This window comes from Candidatus Binatia bacterium, assembly GCA_029243485.1.
GTDB lineage: Bacteria > Desulfobacterota > Binatia > UBA12015 > UBA12015 > VGTG01.
In genome coordinates this window covers 1-16,167 of record JAQWRY010000040.1, presented here as the reverse complement: position 1 = coordinate 16,167, position 16,167 = coordinate 1, and the positions used below count along the sequence as shown (strand labels likewise).

Sequence of the window (16,167 nt, the reverse complement as noted above, 5' to 3'; positions counted from 1 at the left end):
ACGCGATCGTTGTTCGCCAGAATTCTTCGTCATACCTGCCTCCTGCCCTATGGATATCCAAGGCACGATCGATGTCTACACTTATATCTGTCTGGAAATTCAGAAGGAGAACCCCAACTGGAATCTCGTGAGCAGTTTTTCCCAGATACTCGCAGCCTTCGGCTGTTGAAGGTCGCTCCATGCGGCAGAAAGAGGCGCACGCATACGTCCGATAAGGCGCCGTTAGGTCGGATGGGAGCCAAAAAGGGGCTTCATGTCGGCTATCCGCGAAGGAGCACACTGGGTGCGCTACATCGCCCTGAAGAACCCGGACTGGGTCGAACCCCTGGAGATGATGGCAGAGGCCGCCCTCGATCTGTGCAGCGAGCGACACGTCGGGCGCGTCGTGCTTAGCCGCGACCTTCTCCATTCGGTCGGACGACCCGTGAGGAGCCTCGACGGCTACGAGGTCCTCGGCGACGCCTTCCTGCGAATCGATATCGAGGCCACGGGCGTTCAGTAGAGGTTCTTCGCCGCGTCCCTCTTCATCATCCGATCGAGGAAGAAGGTCTTCACCCGGCGACCCCGACCGTTCGGATCCAACTGCTGCAAAAGGAGCTCCCCCAAGGACGGCAGGCTCTTCGGGTCCGTGTGCCGCCCCGGATCCCACATCGCCGACTGCCCGAGAGCCGGGCCGTCTTCAAAGGAGACCGTGCGAACGTCGAGGCGAACCCCGAGCTTCGGCGCACGGCCCTTCTCCGCAGCCGGCTCGAGGAGCGCGGGATCCGTCACGATCTCGGCACGCGCCTGGACGCGCAGGCTCTGCCCGCGGCCGGGCACCAGCGCGAGCAGTGCTGCTTCTCCGGTGGCGAGAATGTTGCGAAGGCTATCCGCGATCCGGTTCCCCGGACGATCCGGCAGAAAGAGGGTGCGATCATCGAGAATGCGGAGCAACCCGCCCGGGTCGCCCCGAGGGGAGAGATCGAAGCCACCGTCGCCGTCGTGCGTTCCGAGCAGTGCGAACGACGCCCCCTCGAGGAAGGAAACGTCGGCGGAGTCCAACCGTTCTCGAACACCCGCTGCGGAACCGGGAAGGGGCGCGAGCGACTCACGAGGCGCCCAGAGCTGCGCCCGAAGAAACGCCTTCGGGCAGTGGAAGTACACTTCGCTCACGTCGATCTTCGCCCAGCCCTCCTCGTCGCACGGCTGAACGTCTCCGTTGATTCGCAGCGTCTCGGGAACTCCGGGGATCAAACAGACAAGCCCGACTCCTCCTGGGCCCAGCGCACTCTCGAGCTCGCCGCCGAGTCGTGCGGCCGGGGAATCCGAGAGCATCAGCGTCCGTTCCCCGGCGATCTTCGGCGCACCGCCCTCTCCCATTCGTGCGGTGACCGACGGCGCCCCGGAGCCGTCGCGACCAACGACTCCAACGAAGGACACTTTCGCGAGAAACGTATCCGTCGCGAGTTCGAGCCCCGGGACCTTCTTGTGGGCGATCGCGGCCGGCGGGGTCGGCAGGATTGCGCGAAGCGCGCGCTGCGACGACACGGTGGTTCCGGTTTTCATCTTGACATCCTCATCGATGCCCCATACTAAACGAAATTGAGAATCAATTTCAATAGTAAACCCCGCCCTGAACGGCGGCAATCCAGGAGACGACAAAAAGCATGGCAAATCGAGCAGCATTTACCGAGGCTCTCCTCCGAGACTGTCGCCGGCTCGGCCCGGCCCGTCTGGTCCTCCGCAACGGGGTCGGCCTGAGCGAGGTCTTCGTCGACCTCGAGAAAATCGATCTGCAAGAGGGCTGGGCGCACGTGGTCCTCCCCAGCACGCACGTGCACCTGACCCCGGGAGCCCTCGGAGCCGTCGCCTTTCGCACCGTGTGCGGCGGCAACGGCCACCACGCCCCAGCGATCTGGCTCTACGGTTCGGAAGGCGCTCCCCTCGTCATGATCATTCTCGATCAGACTACCGGCGAAGCCGCCAAGACGCAGAGCTCACGGTACCGCGAGATCGCACGGGAGTTCGGGCCGTTCATGTACCTCGTCTCCGAAAGGGAGAAACCGAGGCCCGAGACCGTGGCCCCGATGACCGGAGGATCGGTGCAGCTTCAGTGAGAGAGGCTCCTCCCGGCGCCCTGAACGTACCGCGTCGTCGTCTACTGCGACCGTAGAACCGCGAGCGGGCTTCCCGCCCGCGTCGGCCGACCGACCGCGCCGCCGAGCACCGCACTGATCACGAAACTCACGAAGGCGAACGCCGCGTAGTCCGGAAGCGACGGTGTAAACGGGATGTCGAAGACGAAGCGCGTGAGCGCCCACGTCGCGATCATCGCCAGTCCCACGCCGAGAACGGCGGCGAGTGCGCCAATCGCGACCGCCTCCGTCGTGATGATCCGCCGCAGGATGCGCGTCGGGGCACCGAGCGTTCGCAGCAAGAGGACCTCGCGTGTGCGCTCGTCCCGCGCCATGGCGGCGGCGGCGACGAGGATCAGAAACCCGGTCGCGAGTGCGAAGAGCGCGAGAGCGCGCACGGCGAGAGCCACACGCGCCATCATCGTGTCGACCGCACGCAGGATCAGACTCGCATCGAGCACCGACACGTTCGGGAACTAGAGGACGAGATCCCGCTGAATCTCGGCCCGGACGTCCGCATCGACCTGACGGGCAAGGAACACGGTCGTGTAAGAGAGACGGTACTCCCGCAGGAGCGCCCACTGCGCCTCGCGATCATCGGGGTCGACCGCGATCCGCTCCGAGAGCGACTTTCCGTCGAGGGCCGACAAGCGCGCCGACACGATCGTGGCCTGGTCCACGATCGCCGCGCCCCGCTCTGCCAGAAAGGTCTCGAGAGGCGCGACCTGATCGGGCTGTACGTCGAACAACACCAGGTTCGGCCGCTCGGGGCTGGAGTCCATCGCGAGCTGGCGCAACACGTTGTCCTTCACGCCGTACAGCGTCGTCACGAGGAACAAAGCCAAAGCCCACCGTGAGTACCGTCGAGACCGTGTGGTTGCGGGGCCGAAAGAGATTCGCGAGGCCCTGGCGCAGCCAGTACGGCGAGCGACGCGGCACGAGGCGACGAAGCGCGTCCGCGAGCAACTGCGCAGTACCCGCCAGCACCGCGAGCACGACCGCGGTCCATGAGGCAGAACGAGGCGCACGCATACGTCCGGTAAGGCGCCGTTAGGTCGGATTGGAGGCCAAAAAGGGGCTTCATGTCGGCTATCCGCCGGGTGCGATCCCCTCCGATTCGTATTCGATCGAGATCTACATGCGCACACCGGACAATCCTAGCCCGCACAGCGCCCTGATGAACTGGGACAATCTCGCCGGTGACAACTCGCTCTTCGTAACCAGCTACGAACTGAAGCTATACGAGCTCGATGACTCCGTGGGTGGCGGCCTGATCCATGTCAGTTCTGTGCAGCATCTCGTTTTCACGCGGAACGATGCGACCAAGCAGGTACGAGTCTATGTCGACGGAGTGCTTGCCCTGGATCTCCAAGACCCCCTCGGCATCGTCGCCTCCCCCGCCAGTGGTGTTTTGCATTTCGGTCGGGACGACAGTGGTGAAGAGGCGGGAGGATTCATCGACTACGTTCGAATTTACGATGGAGAGCTCGGCCCGTCGGAGGTCGCAGCGCTTTCGCCGGGAGCCTGCGAGCGGGTCCGTGGCACGCTGGACATTCACTGGGAAGACGTGAGTGGCGCATCGGACTTCTGCACCGCTGTCGAGTACACGGACGGTACTCTGGCCGATGCTGCCGACGGTGAAGTGACGATGTCGGGCATCGCAGGTGACGGCGAATGCTTCGGTCTTTCCGAATACACGATCCAGGTTTCTGCCGACGGTCTCTCTTTGGCGGGCACCGATACGACCGAGCCGACCGACTTGGTCTACTTCAACTGGACCCGTTCGCCGGGCGACGACTGCTTTTCCGGACTCTGGTCTTGGACGAATCCCTCGACCATGGTGTTGGAGGAATGGGTGGGTACGATTGCCGCCGAACCCTTCCTGGGCTCCGTCGCCACGCAAGCGATTCAGCAGGTTGACCTTCTCTCGAGCGATCCAGGGACACCTCCAGCGGCAACGCCGCCCCTGAACACCGCACGTCGGAAACTCGAACTCGCGCAGTCCGATCTGACCGGGGTTCCGCCCGATCCGGTCGCGGCGCTGAAAAAAATCAAGCAGGCGGTGGCCGCGATGGAGAAGTCGCTTCGCAAGGGGCTCGATCCCGCCTCCCTCGCGCAGGAGATGGACAACCTGACCAACCTCGCACGGGAAGCGGCAAGCGATGCCATTGCTGATGCCATCAGCCGGGGTGGCGATCCGAGCCGCATCGGACGAGCACAGGGCTATCTTGCCGATGGCGACGCGAAGAACACGTCGGGCGAGTTCTCCAATGCCATCGGGAAGTTCAGAGCTGCTCTCAAGAAAGCCCTGAGCGCCTAGTTTCCAGGCCCGGGGGCAAGGCCGTTGCGAGGTCGAATCAGCCGACTTTGAGTCGTGAGTGGAAGCTCGAACGGAGCGGCCACATTTCGAGCCGCCTCGCCGGCCGTTGCCGGCTGAGGCGGCTCTCGTGTGTTTCTCCCGCTGGCGGCTCCAATCCGACCGAACGGCCTTACCGGAGGTCTGCGTGCGTCTCTTTCTGCCGCATGGGAGGCTTGCACCATTCAAACCAGCCGTAGAATAGATAGCCGATGCTGAAGAGGTGGGCCGTCATGACCGGATTCTCGCTGGCAACCATCATCGCAACCGCGGCGGGTTGCGGAGACGGGCCGACGACGGTCCCGAGCAGCCTACAGACCCTCGACCCCACCGACCCGAGCCTCCGCTACACCGGTCGTTGGGACCGGCAAAACCCCGAGGCACCCTGGGCAGGCTGGGCCGGCTCCGAAGTCGCTCTAGGTTTCGTGGGAAGCGCCGCCTGGGTAGAACTCGACCCAGGCACGAACACGGAATATTTCCGGATCGTGATCGACGGCGACCCGACATCGTCGAGAAAGTTCAAGGTCACGCCCGGTCCCGGGAAATACCTTCTCGCCGAAAACCTCGAGCCGGGCTCGCACACCGTCGAGATCGTCAAAGAGACGGAGTACAGCGATACGGCCTTTCTCGGCTTCGAAGTCCTGGGAACCGGAGTGACGTCGAAACCAAAGAGCCAAGGCCGCCGGATCGAATTCTACGGAGATTCGAATCTGGCTGGCTATTCGCTCGAACACGAAAAGAATCAGCCCGGCGCCCAGCTCGAGGGAACGCACTTTGGCTACGCCGGCATCACGGCCCGGATGTTCGAGGCCGCGTATCACAACATTTCCTGGAGCGGCTCGACGATTCCATCGGTGCATGCCTTCTTCGACCGAATCGACCCTGCCTCGCCAGCGGCCAGCTGGGACTTTAGTCGGTTCCGGGCCGACGTCGTCGTAGTGAACCTGGGAGCCAACGACGTCGGACGCCCAGTTGCGGATATCCAGGCCGACTACCATGCCTTCCTCGATGATCTCCGTACCGTCCACCCCGCAGCCCACATCGTCCTCTTCAACGCGTGGGGCTGGTCGGAGAATGAACCCGCTAACTACACCCACGAAGTCGTCGCCTCACGCGACGACCCGAACATGTCCGCCGCGACGTTCCCCTGGGTGTTCGAGCGCTGGCACGGCTGCGAATACGATCACGGAGGGATGGCGGTCGTCCTGGCCGAACACCTCGAACAGCATCTGGGTTGGGAGGCAGGGCCCAGCGACGTCATGAGCGGGTTTGGTCGCAATGGGGATGTCGCCAACGGAGGCTTCGAAGAAACGGCCCCCTTTGGAGGCTACGGCTGGCGCTATCGCGAAGACCCCGGGGTCCGACGTCGGATCGACCCCGAACTCGCTTATGCAGGCAAGGCCCTGCTCGAACTGGCCGATGGCGCCGCCAGCCACCAGCCCAACCCGGCTACCGGGGGCGACCGGGTCACTCTGAGCTTCTGGGCGCGAGCACCCGATGGCGAGGCCACGGTCGAAGCGACCGTCGATTTCCGCGACCAGAATATGTACTCGGCGCCGCTCGTCGCACAGTCCGAAGTCTTCGCACTGGGAACCGAGTGGCAACAGGTCCAGGTCGTAGCCGTAGCCCCCATCGACTCTCCCAAACCCGTCTTCCATACCCGCGTCACGCTCCAGGCGGCCACGGGGAGCGTCGTGCATGTCGACGAGGTCGCAACGACGACGCGCCCCAAGCAATGATGTGGTGCGGATCGCCGCCCTGAAGCCCCCTTTTGGGGCCCAAGGCGACAGAATGGCTTCTTTTCGGGCGTTCGCTTTGATCTCGCGTGGCCTCATGGAGAAGGCCCGATTGGCTGGAGGGGCCCAGTTCCGGCCCCGCTGACACCTCCCGGAAGTGTCTCCTATTTCATCGACCTATTTGGTCCAACCGTCTCTGAACCCGAACACTCCGTCGCAATCGAAGAGGATCAGGATTCCCGAGCCCCGTTCCGTGAGATTCCAACCGACCGAGGAATGGGGACGGTCGCCGACGGCGACTTCTGCCTAGGGCGCCGGCGCCGGATTGTCACAGGCAATGCTCGGGCGCGCACTGCGGGGAATGGCGCCATCGCCGTCGACGACGCGGTCCAGCCGGATGTTGGCCCAATCGTCGGCGTCGTTGAGCGTCGAAAGGGCGCCGCCGCAGAAGGGCTCGTGGAGCGGATCGCTGTCGGGGTTGATGTCGAACACGACGCCGGTCTCGATCGGACCGTTTCCGTTCCAGTCCCAGGGGAAACCTGGACCGCAGGTTCCGTCGTTCTCGTCGAGGTTCGTCTCGTCGAGCGAGATCCGGTCGCCGATCGAGTAGTCGAGTACGCCGTCGCCGGGAGGCGTGCAGTTCGAGTCGACGCCGGGGAATTGGTAGCGGTAGTTCATCACCGAGTTGTAGTTCGGTTTGTAGTTGCACAGGTCGTTGAACCCCCCGTGGAAGAGCAGGAGGTTGTGCCCGAGTTCGTGGGCGATCGTGTGGCCCACGTTGGAATCGGAGAGGAAGCACTGAAGCGAGACGATCAGATCGTCGCCGCCGAGTTCCGCATGGCCCGAACTGCCACTGCTCGTATTGTAGCGATGCGGGAGCACCGTGTAGTGGAAGTAGTCTTCCCGGTTCGCCGCGAAGTTCGCAGCCTTGTGACTCTGGAACTCCGCACCTCCCGAATCGCCGACGAGAACCCCGTCGGCGTCGGGGATCATCGAACCTCCCGTGAGCACGCCGCCCTGGCCCTTGTCGTGGATGAAGTTGATTCCTGTCGAACCATCTGGATTGGCTCTCGGGGCGGCGGCGAACATTGCCGTCACCATCGCGAGCGCGGCGTCGCTCGGCTCGTGACTGTGCGCCGGGCAGTTCAGACTATCCTCGAACCAGTCATACTCCAGGAGGATGTCCTGCCGCAGCGGGCTCACCCCGAAGGCGGGTAGATCGAGCCCGCCGGGTGTTCCAAGCACCTCGTCGCCATCGCGGAGGCCATCGTTGTCCGTGTCGTCCACAAGCGGATCCGTACCCGTGTCGAAGGCACCGTTGAACACTCCCGTGTTCGTCTCGGAGCAATCGTCGAGGCGGTCGTTGTCGGTGTCCGAGCCGGGCAGGCACGTATCGGCGCAGGCTGCGGGCGCCGGCTGCTGCTTCGAGCGGATCAACTTGCCGTCGATCTCCTTGAAGTGCGGAGGCGTCGCCTCCGCGCAGTAGGAGTCATCACCCAGCGAGAGCACCACGGAGATCGACCCGTTGGGCGCCACGGGAGGGCCCATGTCTCCCGTGCCCTTCGTGACGAGCTTGATCACGCGCTCCTTTACGAGCAGCAGCTTCACCCGCCCGCCGCCCGGAGCATTCGAGTTCGTGTACTTCCAGCCCTTCGAGCCCGCGGGATTGCCGAGTCCCTTCCAGGTGCCGGCCGTCAACGGATCGGCGAGCAGAGCAGAGTCCCGCTCGATGGCAACGAGGTTCGTGCCGCCTCCGGGATCCACCGGCAGAACGAAAGCTGGAGCGTTCCCGTTTTGCCCGGCCTTGATGACGATCTTGAAGGCCTTCCCGGCCCCGTTGCCGTACGTCGAAGAGCTGACCCGGTGGCCAACGAGATAATCGACCGCGCCAGCGGGACGCGGCGCCCATAGGAAGACGGCAGCAGCTGCGGCGGCAATCAAGGACCTTGGAGTCAGAGGCGGCATGGGATCTCCCTGGTGGTGGACGAGCTGGGTCGACCAGGCTGCCGGGGCAGCGGTTGTCGATCCTACTCCCAAACCCGTCGCAGACACAACGGAGAACACGCAGCCCAACGCCTCGCAGCGGTCGGCTCGACTGGATAAGGGAGTCTTCATGCGACGCGAAATCCACATGCTCACATTCCCCCTACCCGGCCTGGCCGGACCCATGGCGCAGATGGCAGAGGGCGCCGGATGGGACGGCATCTACTTCGCCGATACGCAGAACCTGGCAGCCGATGTCTATGTTTCACTCGGTATCGCGGCCGCCTCGACCGAACGTATGGTTCTCGCAACCGGCGTCACGAACCCGGTCACGCGCCATCCCGCCGTCACGGCATCGGCGATCTCTGCCGTACAGGTCGCCTCGGGCGGGCGCGCCGTGCTCGGGATCGGGCGCGGCGATTCGGCGCTCGGATTCCTCGGCCAGAAGCCGGCGCGCGTCCGACCGTTCGAGACCTACGTCTCGCAGGTCCGCGCGTTCCTGCACGGCGAGACCGCCGACCTCGGAGACGCCACGAGCCGCAATGAGTGGATCGCCGGGACCGGCCAACCGCCAGTCCCCATCGACATCGCGGCGACCGGCCCGAAAGTGATCGCTGTCGCGGCGCGCCAAGCCGACCGGGTGACCTTCGGGGTCGGCGCGGATCCCGCGCGACTGCGCGACGCGATCGCACTCGTTCGGTCCGAACGAGAGGCGGCTGGGCTCGATCCGACCAGCATCTCGGTGGGCGCCTACGTCAACGCGGTCGCGCATCCCGACGCCGACACGGCGCGCCAGATCGCGCGGGGCGGCACGGCGTCGTTCGCACACTTCTCCGGCATGCCCGGCTCCCCTCGCCAAGCCAGCTCCGACGGTTCGGTCTTCGAAGCACTCGGCAAGAACTACGACATGGCCGGCCACGCCACCGCCAGTGCGAGCCATGCCGCGGCCCTCCCCGATGCCTTCATCGATCGCTTCGCCGTCGCCGGACCAAGCGAGCACTGCGTATCGCGGCTCTCGGAACTGTTCGAGGCCGGCGTCGAGCGGCTGGTGTTGGTCCCCGGGTCACGCGACGCCGACCTGAACGAGGTCATGGCGAGCATGAACCGACTTGCGACCGAGGTCATCCCGAAGCTTCGGTGAGGTCCGCGTCTCGGTTGGCTGAGTACCGATCCTCACCGGCACGCCGGGCATCCACGCTTGGGTCGCGCGGCCACAATAGATCGGCCTCCTTCTCGCAAAGGAGGATATCGACGATGCCACGCCGCGCCGATCAGCAGTTTTCGTCTCGGGCCCTCCATCTCTTCCATCGCCTGCCATCACCCTCGCCTGTCCGCCGCAGAGTTGCTCGTCTGCAGGTCCAGTCCGCCGCCGGCGGGTAGGGGGCGGGGAGGTTTCCATTGGGGAGGTTGGGGGTTGATGGCCAGAAGTCGATTGGGGCAGAAAGAGCCTTGATGTGGGCTGCCGTCTCGCGCACGATATCGGCTGTGTCCCGGGGGGACGCCATCCTATGGCGGGATGCGAACCCCAGCCAAAGGAACGAACCACGTGCCCCGCTTCGCCCTCCTCGTCTCGAGCCTCTTCATATTCCTTTGTCTCGCGCCCGTCGCGAGTCATGCGAATGGCTCGTATTCGCATGTTCACATCTCGCAGCTCGCGGTGGAGAAGCTTCCCGCCGGCCCGCTGCGGGATCTGCTCGAGGACCCGGCCTACGTGGCCAACCTCGAAGCCGGCTCGATGTTTCCCGACGGCGGCTATGCGATCGGTGACGATTACGGCGAGAACGCGCACTGGTCGCAGTTCCTGAACGCCTACATCTCCTTCCTTCGGGACAAGTACGCGGGCGATTACTCCTCGACCACCGCTCGGGAAGAGGTCGCGTTCCTCATGGGCGTCGCTTCGCATGGCATCGCGGATCAGACCTACGACACGACGATTCTCGCCCGCGCCTTCGAAGTCGACGGTGACCCCGGTTCGGTCGACCAGGAGGCCGACTACTTCATCATCATCGACGAGAACGTGTTGCTGGATACGCAGGCCTGGGCGCCGTACTCGGATCTGGTTGCGGTGTTCCAGAACGGCATCGGCTACTCGGTGAGTGAGGCCACGCTCGAAGCGGGCATGACGGCGATGGAAGCGGCCATCGCGCTCCAGCGGACGACCGCCCTCCAGCAATACCGGACCGCCTGGCAACGCTACCCCTGGCTCGGAACCCACGTCTACGACGAGCGCGCGCCCGGGTCGTTGCCCCATCTCGCCGAGCTGGTCCAACGACACTGGCAGGTCGTATGGAAGCGACTCCAGTTCGACGACGATTTCGATCAGAACGCGCTGATCGCCTTCGTGCCGGATCAGTGGCAGGACGCGTTCCCCGTCGACGCGAGCGAGAGCGCGGCGAACTTCCGCATTGGCATTCTGTTCGGCTACGGCATCGCCCGCAGCCAGGCCGCGCCGTTCATCGAGCTGCGCGACGAAGCGGACCAGACCGTGCCCTTCAACCTGCGAACGCCCTACAACGGCGACATTCGCAACTACATGTGGCTCGAGCCGACGGTATCGCTCCAGAACGACCACGAATATCGGGTCGTCATCCACGCCGGAATCGAGAACAACGACGGAGTCGCGACCACGGTCGACCACGAACGAAGCTTCCGCACCCGCTGCCCGAGTCCGGGCCCGGGCTGCGCCGGGATTCCGGCCCCACTGGTGGTCGGCGAGACCCCGTCGGCTACCGCCTGCGGGGTCGCCGATGGGCGCGAACGCGAGTGCAAGCACGTGATCCGCGCCGAGACGAGCCTGCTCAAGATCGAAGACGCCACCCAGGACGCGCAGGACTCGCTTCTGTTTCGCTGGACCGGCGGGGAAAACACCGCGCCGCCCGAGTTCGGCGATCCGTTCACGGCGGCGGCCTCGTCCATTTGTCTCTGGGCTGGTGCCGAAGAAGCGACGATGGAGAAAGTCTACCAGGCCACGGTTCCTCCGGGGGAGACCTGTGATGGGAAGACGTGCTGGCAGTCGATTCGGGAAGGCTACCGTTTCCGCGATCGCACCCGTTCCAATCGAGGCATCAACGAAGTCGTGCTGAAGGCGGGCAACGACGGGAAGGCCCGGCTTCTCGTGCAGGGCAAAGGGCAGGACCTGAATCTCCCGCCGCTTCCCCTCGTGCCCGAAGACGGTGTTGCGCGCGTGCAGATCCGCAACAAGGACGTCTGTTGGGAGGCAAACTTCTCCACCTCGATTTCGAAGAACGATGGTGCGACGTTCGTGGCGCGGAGCGAAGCCACCGACGTCGTGCAACACACCCCCGAAGTCGTTCCCGACGGTCGCTGCCGAGCCAAGAAGGAGATCGCGACGGGCAGATATGCGCAGTGTCTGACCGGCGTTCGGGCGGCGGAGGTCAAGGCCGGTCAACTCCTCGATTCCCTTTCCTGCGCAACTCGTCTCGACGAGAGCTTCGAAAAAGCCGAGGGCAAGGCCATCGTGCAGTGTCCCACCACGGGGGATGCCAACGCGACGGCCGCGACCGTCGGTGGATGCGTCGACACGATCCTCACCGCGGTTCTCGGCGGAGCGACACCGCCCGGCAATGGAGGCGGCCGTGCGCGCTGTGACAGCGCCAAGATAAAGGCGGTCGGCAACTACTACGTATGCTCGATGCGGGCGCAGTCCAGGGCCAGCCGGCGTACCGTCTTCGTCGACCCGGTCGATCTCGAGACTTGCGACGCGAAGCTGGTCGAGGCAATCGAGCGGAGCAACACCAAGGACGTGCCGTGCAGCGCGTCGGGAGATTCCGCGTCGATTCTCTCGAGCGCCCAGGCGTGCCCACTGGACTTCAGCGGCTCGCTCGCACAGACGGCCTCTTTCGGCATGATATGCAACCTCGGAATCGCATCGATCCCCATGGGAATGTCGCTCGCCGTCATGCCCGAAGAACGCTACCGCGCGGGCGAAACGCAGAACACGAGCACGCAGCTCGAGGTCGAACTCGACGAGTCGCTCGTGGCCACGTTGCAAGCGCTCGGCGCCGCGGAGATCCAGCTGGACTCGGCAAATTCCGTCACGACCATCGCGGGCGCCACCGGAGGACCCGTGGCCAACGGGGTGGGAGGCGTTCCCATGTTGCTCGACCTGACGGTCGACACCGACGTTCCGCCCAACGGAACACCGGGGCCAGTGATCGTGGAAAGCGACGTCGCCACGGTTGCGCTCACGCCGGACGCCGCGTCGACGCCGGTCGAGTTCGAGCTCGATACGGTATCCGTGGAGGTGTCGAGGGTGCCTGTCCTCGGCCCTCTGAGTCTTGCGTGCACACAGGACCCGGGCGCCGGGAACGAGCCGATTTCGTTCGTCGTGCAGTAGCCGCAGTCCGAACAGGGTTCCCGGTTCGGCTTTCATCCTCGCTCGAATTTTTCGGATGAATTGCTGGGCTCTCGGTGTCTTCGCCGGCCACGCGAATCGCCGAAAGGTCGCCGTCGCACGAGCCGCCGAGCCGGCCGGGCGAGCCCACCAAGCTCCGACCCCGCCGGATGATCAGCGGGAAGCCAAGGAGCCCAGGCGTCGCCATCATCGGTGGGCCGACCTGATGAGAAGAGCGTTCGAGTTTGACGTTCTACGCTGCCCCGTCGCGTCCGTCATCATGGTCGTGCAGAACGGGCAGGCGACTGCGACAGTGTCGGGCTTGGCCTCCATGAGCTGATCGAGACGTGCTTCGTTGATGCCGTCCATGAGGCAGAACGAGGCGCACGCATACGTCCGTTAAGGAGCCGTCAGGTCGGATTGGAGCCCAAAAAGGGCTTCATGTCGGCTATCCGCGGAAAGCCTGAGGGCGGTACCGGGATATGAGCAGGATTCTGACCACGATTGCGTTGCTTGGCGGCGGACTTCTTCCGGTATTCCAGGGCGTCGGTAGTTCGCACCTTTTCAACGATCTCTGGGATGCCCACGCGCGCGCCCATCTGGTTTGGATGTTGGCCACCAATGCGCTGCTGTTTTTTCTGGGCATGTACTATCTGTGGGTTCAGGGCAACGAGCTGTTCCCCGCCTTGATCAGCTTATGCATTCTGGTCGGCTACCAGATCTCGGGCATTACGATACCTCTGTACGGCGGGGTCTTTTTGGGAGAAGGCGGCGTCGAGCCGATGCCACTCGGCGTGCCCATTAACCTCTGGCATTTCTCGGGATGCTGATCCTGCAGCTGATCGCCTTCGCGTTGATTTTGAAAAAAGAAAAGTCGAACGCCTAGTTTTCCGAACCGCGCTGTCGGCAAGGGGCTAGCCGAGCCATAGCCACCCTCGATCCAGGGGTGAAACCTCCCGCGGGAGGTCTGCCCTGGATCCCGGATGGGCCGTAGAGCGGCGCTTGTCAGACCAGGCGAATATTACGAGTGCCGGTTTCCAACACATCATCCAGACGGCCCGCCAGTGCCTGTTTCGCGAGACTGAGCGAAAAGCCCTCGGCCATCCCGAAGGTAATATGCGGTGGTAGCGAAAGCGCCAATGGATCCACCACGGCGTCGATCACCGCAGGTCCATCATGGCTCAATGCTGCCCGGACGGCTTCGGGAACGTCCTTCGGTTCCTCGATCCGTACCGAGAATGCGCCCATGGCCTCCGCAACCTTCTGGAAGTTGGGGTTCTTGAATTCCGTGCCGAACGGTTCGAGTCCCGCCTCCTCCTGCTCGATATGGACGAAGTCAAGCTTGCTATTGTCGAAGATCACGACCTTCACGGGAAGGTTTCGCTCCACAATCGTCAGCAAGTCCCCCATCATCATGCTGAAACCGCCATCTCCGCACAGGGCAATGCATTGGCGGCCGGGATGCGACAAAGAGGCGCCCATTGCGTTGGACATCGCGTTGGCCATCGACGCCCAGGAGAGAGAACCAATCAATCGACGATTCCTCTTGCCATGGATATAGCGCGCCATCCAGATGCACGGCGTACCAGTATCCGCCGAGAAGATCGCATTATCATCCGCTACATCATTGATCGTACTGGTCAGGTATTCGGGACGAAGAGGCTTGATGTCAGGGCCGTGGGTGACGTAGCGCGCCATGACCTCACGCGACTTCTCGGTCTTCTCGAGCGCCTTGTCGAGGTGCTTGGAATCGGTCTTCTCCGTCAACAGGGGCAACAGCGCTTCGACCGTATCCTTCACGTGCCCGACAAGGGCCATGTCCAGATGCGTACGGCGCCCTAGATGCACTGGGCTCTTGTCGATCTGCACCTTCGTGACGTTCTTCGTCGGATAGAATTCGGAGAACGGGAAATCGGTTCCGAGCAGAAGCAGGAGGTCGGCCTCGTGCATGGCCTCGTAGGCACCCCCCCAACCGATCAGCCCCGACATCCCCACGGCGTTCGGATTCTCCCATTCCAGCCATTGCTTGCCCCGGTAGGCGTATCCAACGGGAGCTTTGAGCTTGGTTGCCAACTCTACCACTTCGTCGTGAGCCTTCTCGCAACCGGCTCCACCGAAGATCGTGATCTTTTTCGCCTCGTTGATGGCCTTGGCGAGCGCGTCGAGATCGGTCTCGCTCGGCCGCAGCACCGGGGTATTGTAGCGCACAGCTTCAAAGGAGTGGTCCGGCGCGGGCTGTGCGGCGACGTCTCCAGGGATCGCGACGACCGTCGGTCCATTTTCCGCAATCGCGACCCGAATGGCTGTCTGCACCACCGCGCGCGTCTGCTCCGGGTTCACGATACGGCCCGTGTAGCGTGATGCTGTGGAAAAGAAGGCATACGGGTTCAACTCCTCGAGCATTCCCGTATCGATCACCGAACTGACCGTATCGCCAGCAATCGCGATGACCGGGGCCCCTTCCTTGCGCGCATCGATGAGTCCGTTGATCAGGTGCGTGACTCCGGGGCCCGCCGTACCACAAACAGCGACCGGCTCACCGGTCAGATTGGCTTCCGCGGAAGCCGCAAAGACGCCCGCTTCTTCGTGACGAACGTGGATGAAGTCGATCTTCCCATTGCGACGGAGTCCATCAATAATCGGATTCATGGCATCGCCGACGATGCCGTAACAACGCTTGACTCCGGCGTCGGCCAGCATTTCCCACAAGGCATCGCTCACATTCTTCTTACTCACGGTTCGTCACCTCTCTCGATATTCGTTATAATCTCGCGCGAAACCTATCCGAAGACAGACGCGGAGATCAAGCGTACCCCGGACGAGAGGTGCGTACTTGAGTGTACGTCGTCAAAGACGTCGGGATCTTTGGGGCCTCTTTCTAAGAGACACTTCCGGCGCGTTTGCTCGCCTACGCAGCTCGTAGATTCTGTCGCTTACGACGAGCCATTGTCTTGTTCTTGATCTGTTCTCGGCGCGTCAGGATCGCGGTGCGCCGCCCATGATATGCATCGGCTGGAGTCACGTTGTCCAGTGACTCGTGGTAGCGCCGGTGGTTGTAGTGCTCCACGAAGCGACCGATCGCACGCTCCAGCTCCCACGGGCTGTAGTAGTTCTCGAGCTTCACCACGTTCTTCATCGAGCGGTGGTAGCGCTCGATCTTTCCCTGCGTCTGCGGATGGTACGGCGCTCCTCGTGTGTGTTCCATACCGTGGCGACCCAGGTAGGTCGCAAGATCGCCCGAGACGTAGCAGGGGCCGTTGTCGCTCAGCAGTCGAGGTCGATGCACGACCCGCACCTCGTCCACTCCCGTCTTCGCTCGCGCAAGGTCGAGTGTCTCGGTCACGTCCGACGCCTTCATCGTCGTGCCGAGCGTCCACGCCAGGATGTAGCGCGAGTCATCGTCGAGCACGGTCGACAGGTAGTACCAGCCCCAGCTCACGACGCGCAGATACGTAAAATCCGTCTGCCAAAGCTCATTCGGTCGCTTGGTCGGATGCTGGAAGCGGTCGGCAGCGCGGATCAAGACGTAGGCCGGGCTCGTGATCAGGTCGTGCGCCTTCAGAATGCGGTACACGCTGGATTCCGAGATGAAATGGCCCGTTCGGTCCGTCATCTGCCACCCCA

Annotated in this window: 13 protein-coding genes; 7 read left to right on the top strand and 6 right to left on the bottom strand. The window is 63.6% G+C overall.

The genetic code is table 11. The features are described from left to right. Positions 1-253: 253 nt before the first annotated feature. Complete coding sequence (locus P8R42_12460; GenBank protein ID MDG2305433.1) at positions 254-502, top strand: hypothetical protein; 249 nt, start codon at positions 254-256, stop codon at positions 500-502. Here P8R42_12460 and P8R42_12455 read toward each other — a convergent pair. Continuing rightward, a complete protein-coding gene (locus tag P8R42_12455) occupies positions 496-1,545 on the bottom strand; it encodes a pyridoxamine 5'-phosphate oxidase family protein (protein ID MDG2305432.1) in 1,050 nt (349 codons plus the stop codon). The genes P8R42_12460 and P8R42_12455 overlap by 7 nt on opposite strands. Positions 1,546-1,646: 101 nt before the next feature. Between P8R42_12455 and P8R42_12450 the strand changes: the two genes are divergently transcribed. Next, entirely contained in the window at positions 1,647-2,096 is a 450-nt protein-coding gene (locus P8R42_12450) for a hypothetical protein (GenBank protein MDG2305431.1), read from the top strand. Positions 2,097-2,137: 41 nt separating this feature from the next. Here the strand turns inward: P8R42_12450 and P8R42_12445 are convergent, their stop codons facing one another. Next, positions 2,138-2,581: an FtsX-like permease family protein gene (locus P8R42_12445; GenBank protein ID MDG2305430.1), complete on the bottom strand. Its 444-nt coding sequence runs from the start codon at positions 2,579-2,581 to the stop codon at positions 2,138-2,140. Positions 2,582-2,590: 9 nt separating this feature from the next. After that, on the bottom strand, positions 2,591-2,944 hold the full coding sequence (locus tag P8R42_12440; protein MDG2305429.1) for a hypothetical protein: 354 nt from the start codon (positions 2,942-2,944) through the stop codon (positions 2,591-2,593). Positions 2,945-3,174: 230 nt separating this feature from the next. Between P8R42_12440 and P8R42_12435 the strand changes: the two genes are divergently transcribed. Next, positions 3,175-4,434 (top strand): LamG domain-containing protein, encoded by a 1,260-nt coding sequence (locus P8R42_12435; protein ID MDG2305428.1) that lies wholly within the window; start codon positions 3,175-3,177, stop codon positions 4,432-4,434. Between the two features lie 248 nt (positions 4,435-4,682). Further along, positions 4,683-6,209, top strand: coding sequence for a GDSL-type esterase/lipase family protein (locus tag P8R42_12430; protein MDG2305427.1), 1,527 nt, complete (start codon positions 4,683-4,685; stop codon positions 6,207-6,209). 303 nt (positions 6,210-6,512) lie between these two features. Here P8R42_12430 and P8R42_12425 read toward each other — a convergent pair whose 3' ends face one another. Then, positions 6,513-8,171: a hypothetical protein gene (locus P8R42_12425; GenBank protein MDG2305426.1), complete on the bottom strand. Its 1,659-nt coding sequence runs from the start codon at positions 8,169-8,171 to the stop codon at positions 6,513-6,515. A gap of 148 nt (positions 8,172-8,319) precedes the next feature. On the opposite strand from P8R42_12425, the gene P8R42_12420 reads away from it, so the two are divergent. From P8R42_12420 to P8R42_12410, 3 genes are all read left to right on the top strand, one after another. Continuing rightward, positions 8,320-9,330: an LLM class flavin-dependent oxidoreductase gene (locus P8R42_12420; GenBank protein MDG2305425.1), complete on the top strand. Its 1,011-nt coding sequence runs from the start codon at positions 8,320-8,322 to the stop codon at positions 9,328-9,330. Positions 9,331-9,735: 405 nt separating this feature from the next. Then, positions 9,736-12,546, top strand: coding sequence for a zinc dependent phospholipase C family protein (locus P8R42_12415; protein MDG2305424.1), 2,811 nt, complete (start codon positions 9,736-9,738; stop codon positions 12,544-12,546). A 479-nt stretch (positions 12,547-13,025) separates the two neighbouring features. Then, positions 13,026-13,373: a hypothetical protein gene (locus P8R42_12410; GenBank protein MDG2305423.1), complete on the top strand. Its 348-nt coding sequence runs from the start codon at positions 13,026-13,028 to the stop codon at positions 13,371-13,373. A gap of 175 nt (positions 13,374-13,548) precedes the next feature. Here P8R42_12410 and P8R42_12405 read toward each other — a convergent pair whose 3' ends face one another. Together P8R42_12405 and P8R42_12400 are read right to left on the bottom strand one after the other, a co-directional pair. Beyond that, complete coding sequence (locus P8R42_12405) at positions 13,549-15,279, bottom strand: thiamine pyrophosphate-binding protein (protein ID MDG2305422.1); 1,731 nt, start codon at positions 15,277-15,279, stop codon at positions 13,549-13,551. A gap of 172 nt (positions 15,280-15,451) precedes the next feature. After that, positions 15,452-16,167, bottom strand: a 716-nt coding sequence (locus P8R42_12400) for a DDE-type integrase/transposase/recombinase (protein ID MDG2305421.1), incomplete at its 5' end; no start/stop codon positions are given.

Coding starts and splice junctions, on each gene's coding strand:
- P8R42_12420 (MDG2305425.1), top strand. CDS start 8,320: ATGCGACGCGAAATCCACATGCTCACATTCCCCCTACCCGGCCTGGCC.
- P8R42_12410 (MDG2305423.1), top strand. CDS start 13,026: ATGAGCAGGATTCTGACCACGATTGCGTTGCTTGGCGGCGGACTTCTT.
- P8R42_12430 (MDG2305427.1), top strand. CDS start 4,683: ATGCTGAAGAGGTGGGCCGTCATGACCGGATTCTCGCTGGCAACCATC.
- P8R42_12455 (MDG2305432.1), bottom strand. CDS start 1,545: ATGAAAACCGGAACCACCGTGTCGTCGCAGCGCGCGCTTCGCGCAATC.
- P8R42_12460 (MDG2305433.1), top strand. CDS start 254: ATGTCGGCTATCCGCGAAGGAGCACACTGGGTGCGCTACATCGCCCTG.
- P8R42_12450 (MDG2305431.1), top strand. CDS start 1,647: ATGGCAAATCGAGCAGCATTTACCGAGGCTCTCCTCCGAGACTGTCGC.
- P8R42_12425 (MDG2305426.1), bottom strand. CDS start 8,171: ATGCCGCCTCTGACTCCAAGGTCCTTGATTGCCGCCGCAGCTGCTGCC.